The sequence below is a fragment of the Rhizobium tropici CIAT 899 genome (assembly GCF_000330885.1).
GTDB classification, from domain to species: domain Bacteria; phylum Pseudomonadota; class Alphaproteobacteria; order Rhizobiales; family Rhizobiaceae; genus Rhizobium; species Rhizobium tropici.
Window position 1 is genome coordinate 1,190,205 of record NC_020062.1, and the last position, 11,487, is coordinate 1,201,691.

General features: G+C 59.3%; 8 protein-coding genes. 2 read left to right on the forward strand and 6 right to left on the reverse strand.

Annotation, left to right across the window (positions count from 1 at the left end):
- Positions 1-26: 26 nt before the first annotated feature.
- Both RTCIAT899_RS27615 and RTCIAT899_RS27620 read left to right on the forward strand, forming a co-directional pair.
- Entirely contained in the window at positions 27-1,769 is a 1,743-nt protein-coding gene (locus RTCIAT899_RS27615; RefSeq protein WP_015343138.1) for a glycerol-3-phosphate dehydrogenase/oxidase, read from the forward strand.
- A 321-nt stretch (positions 1,770-2,090) separates the two neighbouring features.
- Positions 2,091-3,209 carry a mannitol dehydrogenase family protein gene (locus tag RTCIAT899_RS27620; RefSeq protein WP_015343139.1) on the forward strand — a complete coding sequence of 373 codons (1,119 nt, stop codon included), beginning with the start codon at positions 2,091-2,093 and terminating at the stop codon, positions 3,207-3,209.
- Between the two features lie 332 nt (positions 3,210-3,541).
- Here the strand turns inward: RTCIAT899_RS27620 and RTCIAT899_RS27625 are convergent, their stop codons facing one another.
- The 6 genes from RTCIAT899_RS27625 to RTCIAT899_RS27650 form a co-directional block, all read right to left on the reverse strand.
- Positions 3,542-4,537, reverse strand: coding sequence for a lysophospholipid acyltransferase family protein (locus tag RTCIAT899_RS27625; protein WP_081598458.1), 996 nt, complete (start codon positions 4,535-4,537; stop codon positions 3,542-3,544).
- Positions 4,534-5,955 carry a cytochrome P450 gene (locus RTCIAT899_RS27630; RefSeq protein ID WP_015343141.1) on the reverse strand — a complete coding sequence of 474 codons (1,422 nt, stop codon included), beginning with the start codon at positions 5,953-5,955 and terminating at the stop codon, positions 4,534-4,536. The genes RTCIAT899_RS27625 and RTCIAT899_RS27630 overlap by 4 nt, the downstream gene beginning before the upstream one ends.
- A 155-nt stretch (positions 5,956-6,110) precedes the next feature.
- A complete protein-coding gene (gene lysA, locus RTCIAT899_RS27635) occupies positions 6,111-7,355 on the reverse strand; it encodes a diaminopimelate decarboxylase (protein WP_015343142.1) in 1,245 nt (414 codons plus the stop codon).
- Positions 7,356-7,461: 106 nt separating this feature from the next.
- Positions 7,462-8,643, reverse strand: a complete 1,182-nt coding sequence (locus RTCIAT899_RS27640; RefSeq protein WP_015343143.1) for a PLP-dependent transferase — start codon at positions 8,641-8,643, stop codon at positions 7,462-7,464.
- On the reverse strand, positions 8,640-10,028 hold the full coding sequence (locus tag RTCIAT899_RS27645) for an MATE family efflux transporter (RefSeq protein ID WP_015343144.1): 1,389 nt from the start codon (positions 10,026-10,028) through the stop codon (positions 8,640-8,642). Before RTCIAT899_RS27645 ends, RTCIAT899_RS27640 begins: the two co-directional genes overlap by 4 nt.
- Positions 10,028-11,179: a GNAT family N-acetyltransferase gene (locus RTCIAT899_RS27650; protein WP_015343145.1), complete on the reverse strand. Its 1,152-nt coding sequence runs from the start codon at positions 11,177-11,179 to the stop codon at positions 10,028-10,030. Before RTCIAT899_RS27650 ends, RTCIAT899_RS27645 begins: the two co-directional genes overlap by 1 nt.
- Between the last annotated feature and the right edge of the window lie 308 nt (positions 11,180-11,487).

Here is an 11,487-nt window from a genome sequence, read left to right on the forward strand (position 1 = left end):
CGGCAATACACCAGGACGATGATGTTATGACCGATAGGACCGCCGATCTGAAACAACGCTTCTCGCAACATCAAGACGGAGATGTCGATGTCGTCATCCTCGGCGCCGGCGTCAATGGTGCCGGCCTCTTCCGCGATCTCTCGCTGCAGGGCGTCAACTGCCTGATCGTGGATAAATCGGATTTCGGCTCGGGAACGAGTGCTGCGCCATCGCGGCTGATCCATGGCGGCCTCAAATATCTCGAAACCGGCGAGTTCCGGCTTGTCGCGCAGTCGGCGCTCGAGCGGAATCTGCTGCTCCGGAATGCGCCGCATTGCGTCGAAGCTCTGCCGACCTTCGTGCCGATCTTCTCGTGGACGCGCGGCATCTGGGCCGCCCTTCGCACGCTGACGGGCTCGACCACCGCCCCGCGCAGCCGCGGCGCCTTGCTCATCAAGATCGGGCTCGCGCTTTACGATTTCTTCGGCTCGCGCAACCGCGTCATGCCACGTCACCGGTTCCTCTTGAAGCGCCGCGCTCTCAAGGAAATGCCGCATGTCACGCCGGAGATCGTCGCCGGCGGCATCTATTACGATGCCAAGATCAGCCGACCGGAACGGCTGGTCTATGAACTGGTCAAGGACGGGCTGGAGACGAACCAGGCCTCATTGGCGGCAAATTCGACCCGGCTGGTTTCGTCAGCCGACGGCCTGCTGACCTTCCAGCGCGCGGATGGCTATGCCTTTTCGGTCAGGCCGAAGCTCGTCATCAATGCTGCCGGCCCATGGATCGATCATGTCAACGCCGCTCTTGGAGCACCGGCGCATCTGATCGGCGGCACCAAGGGATCGCATATCCTGCTCGATCATCCGGAACTGGTGCGCAGCCTGAACGGCCATATGATCTATTTCGAAGCCGATGACGGCCGCATCTGCCTCGTCTATGGCTATCTCGGCCAGGCGCTTGTGGGATCGACCGATATTCCTTGCGACGATCCAGACAATGTTCGCTGCGAAGAGCCGGAAATCGACTATTTTCTCGACAGCGTCAGGTCGCTTCTGCCGAGCCTGCGCTTCGACCGCGATCAGGTGACCTACAGCTATAGCGGTATTAGGCCCCTGCCCGCCTCGGATGCCTCCTCGCCCGGCCTGATCAGCCGCGATCACTCCGCACCCGTCTTTGAACCGCAGGCCGGACGGCCCTTCCCGATCATCTCGCTCGTTGGCGGCAAGTGGACCACGTTCCGCGGCTTTGCCGAGGAAGTCACCGATACCGTGCTCGCACGCCTCCAACGCAGCCGCAGGACATCGACCGAGCGCCTTGCGATCGGCGGCGGACGGGATTTCCCGATCACCTCCAATGAGCGGGCGAATTGGATCAGGTCCGTTGCCGCAAAGAGTGGCGTCGAGGCAGATAGAGTAGATGAGCTGCTTGGACGATACGGCACGACCGCCGCGGAAATTCTTGCCCACCGTTGCGACTATAGTGACAGTCAACGCGTCAGCGGGGCGCCACGTCATAGCGCGCTGGAGATCGACTGGATCGTGCGCCAGGAGATGGTCGTGCATCTCTCCGACATCGTCTTCCGCCGCACGACCATGGCGATCGAAGGCCTGCTGACGATCCCAGGCCTGCGCGAAATCGGCGCCATCGCCGCAGCGGCCCTGCAATGGGACGCCCAGCGGCTTAACCAAGAAATCGATGACGTCGTCACGGCACTGTCGAAATTCCACGGCCAGACACTGACCGAAGAAAACATGCGCCGGGCGGCAGGTCCTGCGGCGCGCTGATCATCCTCGGCCCCAAGAAAATAACGGATCAGGCAAACCGGCCTTGTGGCGCGCGAGTTCTATGACTGAATGCGTAAAACACAGCCCACCACCCGAACCGCCCGAGCATTCTTCCAGAGCTCCCAGTGTAGCCAGGCTGGCCCCGATCAGGCCGCTACAGCAAACCCGCTGAGGGAAATGCTCTGTTATCGACATAGAAAACATTTGACGGCCGGCGACTTCAATGTTTTCTATGGATAAAAAACAATCACTGGCAAATGCGTGGATCTCCGCATCCCCACACATGGTCTACCAACAGCATTCATATATGAGGATATCGGCTTGAGCTCACGGATCATCCAATTTGGCACCAGCCGGTTCCTGCAGGCGCATGCGGCGTTATTTGTGCATGAAGCACAGCAATCCGGCCAGGATGTCGGTCCGATCGCCGTCGTTCAGGTCTCAGGCGCCAGCAGCCGCAGCGGACGTGTCGCCGCCTTCGGCGATCCGCAGGGCTATCCGGTCATCATCCGCGGCATGTTGGATGGCCAGCCAGTCAATAGTACCGTGCAGGTTACAAGCGTCGATCGCGGCCTCTCAGCGGTCGAGCATTGGACGGAGCTGTCAAAACTCTTTGTAGAGGATGCCGAATTCGTCATCTCCAACACCGGCGACACCGGCTATCAGACCTGGCCGGAGGATGATCGTTTCGGTTCGGACGGCAATGTTCCTCGATCTTTCCCCGCAAAACTTGCTGCTCTTCTGGTCCAGCGCTGGCAGACCTCCGCCCGCCCCCTGATCATCCTTCCCTGCGAACTGATAACGGGCAATGGCCGCGTTCTGAAACAGGCGGTCGTCGATTGCGCCAGGCTCAACAATGTGGCGGCTGGCTTTTATGACTGGCTTGACGGCCACGTTGCTTTCGCCGAAACCCTGGTCGATCGCATTGTTTCCGAGCCGATTGAGCCGATCGGTGCCGTTGCCGAACCTTATGCCCTATGGGCGATCAAGCGCGCGCCCGGCGTGCGAGCGCCATGTCAACATTTAAGCATCGTACTGACGGACGATCTCGAACCTTACGAGCGCCTGAAACTGCATATCCTCAATCTCGGCCACACGTTTCTTGCCGAAATCTGGCAGCGCGAAGGCCGGCCGGCGGATGAAACCGTGCGTACCATCCTGGCCGACAAAGATATACGGACCAGGCTAGACACCCTCTATGAAAGCGAAGTGCTGCCCGGCTTTGCCGCAAACGGCATGCGTGACGAGGCAAAAGCCTATGTCTCAACGACGCTCGACCGTTTCCGCAATCCCTTCCTCGATCACCGAATCGCGGACATCAGCCAGCATCACCCCGAAAAAGTTGCCCGCCGTATCCGCGCCTTCCTGGATTGGGCGAATAAGGCGGCCGGCACCTCGGGAATGGCCACGCTGCGGCAGATTGCGGCGCGCTATAATTGAATGAATGTGAGGCCTGCCACCTTGCTGGCCGAATAGGGGCCGTTCAGTTCATAGCGATTGAGCGCACTGAACGGCGCATCATCCCTCGACAGCATGCCGTAGATTGCCATCACCCCTGGTAAAAACCGGAGGTGACGGCTAAAAGATCTTAGCTCAGGGCGACTTGAGCCCTGAGAAATCGCATCTATGCTTGGCCTTATAGCAACTAGGCTTCTATCTCCTAAAATCAAATCACGCAACCTGAGGTCACAGATAGTGCGCAAGATTCGCAAGGTGACCAACGTGGTGCGATATCCAAATTACGAAATACTCAAATTGAGCCTTTATCCTCGCTACAGTCGATTATCGACAAAATACCATTGCTCTGGATGCAAGCGCACCATCGATTCTATCACCGCATTCAATTGTGCGACGTCCTGAACAAGGTGCTCCTCAACGCCGAATTTTTCGGGGAGCATGAAAGGCTTCAAGCCCCTTAGCGCAAATTGCGCCCCCTTCTCCCGAGCGATATAAATCGGATAGATCAGCGCATTTGTCTTCCTCGCCATTCGCGCAATGAGCGCATAATTGCCCTCAAGATGCACAGGCCTGCCCAAGAATGGCGCGCGGATGTGTCCGTTAAATCCCTCGTCACAGAACATCAGCAGATTGCCGCCGTTTTCCAGGATTCTCAGAGCCGGGCGGACGAAGCTGCGGCCGGGTTTCAGGATTCCGAGCCCCGCTCCTTTGCGCAGCCGGTTGACGATATAGTGGCGTGAGCGGCGTTTGGGCGGGTCGTAGTTCATGGTGACATCAAGTCCCATGTCGAGAAGACAATGCCAGAGCACTTCCCAGTTGCTGATATGCGGCGCAATGAAGATCACCGGGCCTTGGCTGCAACGCTCAATCAGTCCTTCGGTGCCAATCATGCGGACGCGCCGTCGCGCCAATCGCGGCACAACGGAATATTCCGCCATCTGCCGGCCTTGAGAATCGGCATAGGCCTCGAGAAGCTGCTGAAGCTCGATATCGGTGAGCTCGGGCTTTATCATCTTGAGATTGGCTGCCGCGCGCCCGTAAGCCGCTTTATGAAAGCGGGGAGCAAGCAGACGCCCAAGCCAGCCGCCGAGATCGGAGCAGACGCTTGCCGGCAAGAGCATGAAGGAAAAATAGAAGAAGAGATCGACGGCATTGTCGATGTTCTCGAAGATCCAGTAGTGCAGAAATGCCTTGCGGCGGTTACCGCCAGCTGCGAAATCGGCCAAGGGCGGGGCCTCGGCAGGCTCATAGGTCCACGCCTTGCGCTTTGACGCGACAACTCTTTCGTCGCCTTCGTCCCCAGCCGTCATCCTCGACGCCGATGCAATGTCACGGGCATGCCCTCACGCGGACGCAGCGTCAGACGGCATTGTGGCTGAACCTTGTGTCCATCCGTGATGCGAACGCGAAAACGCTGAGCAAGGATCGCCAGGCAGAGAATTGCCTCGGTGAGGCCGAATTGCAGACCGGGGCATACGCGCGGGCCGGCGGCGAAAGGGATATAGCTGTAGGGCGCCGGCCGTGCCTCGCCGAGGAAGCGCTCGGGGTGAAAGCGATGCGGCTCGGGGAAGAGTGAATCCGTGCGATGCAATATCCATGGCACGATCAGCACAAGCGCAGCCTTGCGTACCTTCACGTCGCCGATCTGGTCGGCCTCGGCCGCCTGGCGTGCCAGGATCGGCACGGGAGGATAGAGGCGCAGCGTCTCTTCGATGACCGCACGGCACCAGTCCAGCTTCGCAACATCATCGATCGAGGGAACCCGATCGCCGCAGACGGCGTCGATTTCCGCATGAACCGCCTCTTCCACCCAGGGCGCACCTGCGAGCAGATACCAGGCCCAGGTCAGTGTTGCCGCTGTCGTTTCGTGGCCGGCCATGAAGATGGTGGCGGCCTCGTTTCGAAGCGCCACCACATCGAGTTTCAGCTCGGGATTGCGCTGCTGCCGTCGGATCAGCAACTCGACCATCGAACTGTTGTCACCCTTGCCGGCAAGGTGATCTTCAATCACCTGATCGATGATGCGGTGAATGCGTTTCACCGACCGGCTCAAGCTTGGTGTCTTGACGATCGGCAAGCCCTCGTCGAAGCCGAGAAAATAGCCGAAATTGACGGAGTCGACCAGCGACTGGTAGCTCGCAAACCCTTCGGTCACCGCATTGGCGCTTTCTTCGCCGAGGTCATTGCCGAAGACACTGCGGGAAATGATCTCCGCCGTCAGCCCCGCCATCTCGAACAGGGCGTTGACTTCAGCCCCTTCACCCAGGCTCTGCCAGCGGTCGGCAAGCTCGCTTGCCGTGCTCTGCATGATCGCGCCGAAGGCCGGCACGCGGTTTTTATGCACGATATCGGAGACCAGCGGCCGGCGCTGTTTCCAGGTTTCCTTATCGGATATGAATAAACCATCGCCCAAAAGATATTCCAGCGCGCGCCGCATCTGCGGTGTCTTGCGCTCGAAATTCTCATGGCGTTTGGCCACCACATAGCGGATGGCTTCAGGCGAATTGACAATGATGAGCTGCCGGCCCAAAAGCTTGAACTCCGCCACATGCTCGCGATAATCGGCGCGGCGCCAGATCGACAGGAAGTCGCTGCGCGCCTGCAGCATCAACTTCAACGGCTGGCCGGGCTTCCCGTTATAATAAGCTGCGTGAGCCGGCTCGAAATATCGCGAGGATTGATCGGTGTGTTCGACGATTTCGGTTTTCTGATCAAGCCAGGCCAGCATAGCGGTGCAGAACTTTCACGCCTTGCGGCCAGAGATGATAAGAGAGCAGTCGGACACGACACACGGACGTAGCCACTATATTCATTTCGCAACCGCGGAAAAGCCCCCGCTCAACCGAAGAGGAGGCTCCTTCCTTGCTTTGAAATCGGTTCCGCCTAGATCGCTTCCAGCATGAACAGCTCATCGAGTGTCTGGCGGCGGCGGATCAAGCGATGGGTCTCGCCGTCGATCAGGACCTCCGGTGCATAAAGACGGCTGTTATAGTTCGATGACATGGTTGCGCCGTAAGCGCCGGCACCATGAAACACGAGATAGTCGCCGACATGGGTTTCGGGCAGATCGCGGGTTTCCACCGTGCCATTGTCCGTTTGCGTGAAAACATCGCCCGATTCGCAGAGGGGGCCTGCGACGACTGTCGGGAAGATTGTTCCGGCAGCACTGCGAGGCGTCGTGCCCGGAATGACCGCGATGTGATGGTAACTGCCATACATCGCCGGCCGGGCGAGATCGCTGAAGCCGGCATCGACAAGCACGAAGCGGTTGCGGCCCATCATCTTGACCGCCCTCACTTCTGCCAGCAATACGCCTGCATCCGCTGTCAGGAAGCGGCCCGGCTCGATCTCAAGCCGGATCGGATGGCCGACATGCGTCTCGATCTCGCGCCGGGCCTTGTCCCAGAGCGAAAAGTAATGGGCAGGATCGATCTCCTCCTCACCCTCCCTGTAAGGCACAGACAGACCGCCGCCGGCGGAAATGGCCTCGATATCGACATCCAGCGTGCGGCAGAATCCGATCATTGCACCGCAGACACGCTGCAGATGTCCATAATCGACACCGGAGCCGATATGCATGTGCAACCCGACGAGCTTCAGCGAAAATTGCCGCGTCAGCGCCACTGCCTCCTGTAACTGCTCGAACCAGATGCCATGCTTGCTGGTTTCGCCGCCGGTGTTGGTCTTTTTGCTATGGCCATGCCCGAAGCCGGGATTGATGCGCAGCCAAACCCTATGGCCCGGTGAGCGCTCACCCAATTGACGCAGCATGTCGATGGAGCCGATATTTACCTCGATCTTGTCGGCAACGACGCGTTCCAGCGTCGGCCGATCGAAGACGTCGGCGGTGAAGACGACCTCCGCTTCTCCCGACGCATTGCCGGCGGAAAAACCTGCACGCATCGCCCGCTCGATCTCGCCGAGCGAGACAGCATCGACCCGCACGCCTGCCTTGCGCATCTCCTTCAGGATATGGATGTTCGAACAGGCCTTCTGCGCATAGCGAATGACGTCGAAGGCGGAGAGTTGGGCGATGCGGCGGCGGATCGCGGCAGCATCATAGATCCAGAGCGGCGTTCCATAGTCGGCAGCAAGCGCGCTCAGCGTTTCGTTGGAAGGGATGGTCATCTTGTCTCGATCGGGCCAGGGCGGGAGGGATCAACAATGAATAATAGTATGGGCGGAGCGACCGTGTCACTCCACCCCTTTCTGAATACAAGAGTGCTGCAGCCGGCTAGCGCCTCGCGGCGGCAAGGGCCTGCTCGAGATCGGCAATGATCTCCTTGGCCGAGTGCAGTCCGACGTTCAGGCGGATCGTGCGGTCGCTGACACCGAAGCGCGCGAAGACATTGGTCTCCGGCGAAATGCTGAGAGCTGCCTTTGCCGGCACCACCAGGCTTTCCGGTCCGCCCCAGCTGACACCGATACGAATGAGGCGCAACGCATCGACAAAATCGGCCACATCGATGCGGTCCGAAACCTCGAAGGAAAACAACCCGCCAAATCCGCTGAAGGTACGTTTTCCCGGATGATTGCCGAGTGCTGGATGCATGACATTGGTCACATCCGCATGGGCATTGAGCCACGACGCCACTTCGAGCCCGGCTTCATGATGATGCCGCATGCGGAATGGCAGTGTCTCGAGATTGCGCAGCACGAGCCATGCCTCAAACGGCGCGAGCTTCGCACCCGTATAGGGGTAGATTTCGCTGTTGATCCGGTCGATATGCGCCTTCGAGCCGGTGACCAGACCTGCAACCGTGTCGCTCTGGCCGCCGAGGTATTTCGAAGCGGCATGGATGACGATATCGATACCGACGGAGAGGGGCTTCTGAAAGAGCGGCGTTGCCCAGGAGTTATCGACCATTGTTACGACGCCATGGCGACGAGCGGCCTCGGCGATCGCAGTCAGATCCTGCAACTCGAAAGCCATCGAGGTCGGGTTTTCGAGATAGGCGAGCTTGGCGCCGGGAAGTGCGGCAAGCATAGCCCCCGTATCGGTGCCGTCGATATAGTCGACGACGACACCGAAGCGCTTCAGGACTTTTTCGAAGAAGCGGAAGGCATCGCTATAGACGTGCCGCACGGTGACAATACGGTCGCCTGGGCCGACGAAGGCGAGAACCGCAGCAGCAATTGCACCCATGCCGCTCGAAAAGGCGCGTGCCTCTTCCGCACCTTCCATTTCGGCGATCTTGCGCTCCAGAAGCCGCACGGTCGGATTGTCGCCGCGCGAATAGATCGGCTTCTTCGAACGACCGGCGAACACGTCCTCCAGTTCCTTGTAGCTATCGAACAGGAAGAGGGATGTCTGATAGATCGGCGGCACGGCGGCATCGAAGGGATCGTCGCGCGGCGGCATCAGCGTATCGGGAATGGCGTGGCGGTAGGCATCGAATCTCGGCGTCTCGTTCATGGCGTTCCTCTTGGGTCAGGAGTGAAGTGTCGATTGCCAGCAAGGTGGCCCGGTGCGTCGGCCGGCAGAATGGCGAGCCATTCCCGCCAGCAGATAAGACCGCCGAGGATGGCAGCAAGGATGGCAGCGGTAGCCACGGCGGCTGAAACGCCGGCAAAGCCCATCCAAAGCGGCAGCAGGAGCAGAAGCGGGATCAGCAGATAGCCCTGCGGCGCAAGCCCGACGAGGGCGGACAGACCCGCCCTGCCCCGCGATTGCAGCATGACGAGCAGGACGGATTGAAAGGCCGCAAGCGGAAAGATCGGAAAGAGGGACCGCAGCCAGGCGACTGCCTCATCAACGACGTCCTGGCTATCCGTGAACAGGCGTGCGATCGGCTCGGCAGCCAGGAACAGCAGAATAGAATAGAGCAATGCGACCGGTATCGTCACAGCAAGCATGAACCGGACAACGGTTTTTAGCCGCTCAGCATCGCCGGCGCCAAAGGCGTGACTGACGACACTCTGGGCACCGAGGCAAAAGCCGAACAACGGAAGCTGTCCCAAGGTCATCAGACGGATGGCAATCGCCGTTGCCGCGACACCTTTATCGCCGCCATGGATAGCGGCCTCCCGCATCAGGACCAGAAAGCCGAGGCCCGTGACAATGCTTGTTGCGGCAGCAGGAAGGCCGATCCGCGCGATCGGCCAAAGCAGTTGCCAGCAAATCGCCCCGCCAGTCACGCTCACCGTTCCCCATCGGCGCAGGAAGTAGACGGCATAGCATGCAAGGGCAGCGATGGACGACATAATGGTCGCCAGTGCCGCGCCGGACGCACCGAGCTTGAAGAGGAAGATGAAGACGGGATCAAAGACCGCGTTCAAGGCGAAGCTCGCGATCAGCACGATCATCGAGAAGCGTGAATTGCCCTCGGCGATCGCTATGAAATCGCAGATAGCCTGCAAAAGCCCGAGCGTCAGACCGAAAGCAAGCAGCCGCCCATAATCGAGCCCAGGAGCGAGGAGATTGTCGCTGGCGCCAAGTGCGCCGACAAAATCCGGCAGGCCGAGATAGATTAGGATCGACAAGAAAACACCGAGCGGGACCGTCGCCGCGAGCGCTGTCGCGGCGACCGACGCTGCAGCTTTGAGATCCCCTTCGCCAAGGTAGCGCGCAAGCAGCGTCGCGAGCCCGATGCCCAACCCCTGACCGGCTGCCGCAACAAGCAGAAACAGCGGCATGACCAGACTGATGCCTGCCAGCATGTCCGGGCCGAGCGTTCCCAGGAAGATCGCATTGATCGCATGATGGCCGGCACTTGCAGCCAGTCCTGCCACGGCCGGAAGCGCGACCGCCAGAACGAGCCGCTTGACGCACGGATCGTTCATATCGACGGCTGTTTTCATCAGGCGCCTCGCGCCAGCGAGCCGAGGACAGGCTGTCCATCCGCTGTGGACAAGCCGGTGAGATCCGGCAACAGCAGCCGATCCATAAAGAAGCGCTCGCGCAGGAGCATGACCAGCAGCGCCTTCTTGTGCGGGAACTGAATATGCTTGACCTTGGCGAAGCCGGAACGGTCGAGATTGCGGATCTGCTGGACGTGATGATGGATCGGCTCACCGACGATACGTCGCGTGCGTGGATCGGCCAGGAACATGTAATGCATCAGCGACGGTAGCCAGGCGCTGACGAAGGCTTTCCCGCGGAAGTCATCCTCGCCGATCGCCACATGCCAGCCGCGGTCATAGCCGTCGACCTCGTAATGTGGTCCGATCCTGTCTTCCTTCGCCCAATAGAGCTCGAAATAGCCGAAGGGCACACTGCCGATGGTTCCGATCAGCGGCAGCGTGCGGGGATCGGCAAGTCGGCCGGCGATGAAATCGCGGTGATAGGAAAGATCGCCGCTGTCTTCCCATATGGCGGCAACCCTCGGATCGTTCATCCAGCGATGGAAATGGGGAAGATCGGCCTCTATATCGGCGACATGGAAGCCGAGCTGCGCGTTCAGCCAGGGAATGAAGCGACTATAGACACGACCGGCGGGCTTCGGCGGCCGCTGCGGGTGAACAGCGCCATTCGTCAGTGTCGACACTTCCGGATAGCTGCTTGGCACGCTTCCGAGCCAAGATCTTGCCTGCTGGAAAAAGGATTCCGGCCGCACAATGAGGCGCTCGCCGCTGCGCTCGATCGCGCCGGTCTCCAGCAGTCGCTTTGCAAGATCATCATCCGCAAGCGTGATCTCGACGCAAATCAGATGCGGATTGCATGCCAGAACGGCTTCCGACACGGCGTTGACGATATCCTCGTCAGAAAGCGGCGGGACCGCGGTGAAGATTGTATCGAAGACCAGGAGATTGATGGCCGGCCCCGATAGATGACCTGAGGCCACCTTCACTCCGTAGTGCTCGACACGGAAACTCCCCGGCGCATGCCCTGCCGATATGATGAGCGGCTGGCCGCAGGCAAGCGCGCTGCTCTCGAAGCCCGAAGCCGGCAGGCGCAGATCAAAGGATTTCTCCGCCGTCCCATCGCTCCTGATCGCCAGGGAAGCATCCATCTTTCATCTCCATGTCTTCAGAACCACGCCGGCTGAAATCTGCAGGCCAAACACAGCGCTAATTCTGCGGTGACGAACGACGTCAGCAAAAATTCAAAATATTTTCCAAAAAAATATTTTCCGAAAATCATCTGAATTTTCCAAAACCTCATTCGTTATGCAGCTACGCCAATGTAACTTTCGGAACATCCGAGTTTATTGACGCCATAAGACATGGATATCGATCAATTGAACTTAATATCTCTCATAGATATTGAGATGAATACGTTATTGTATTTCGATCGATTGGATATGCATTTCAATACATT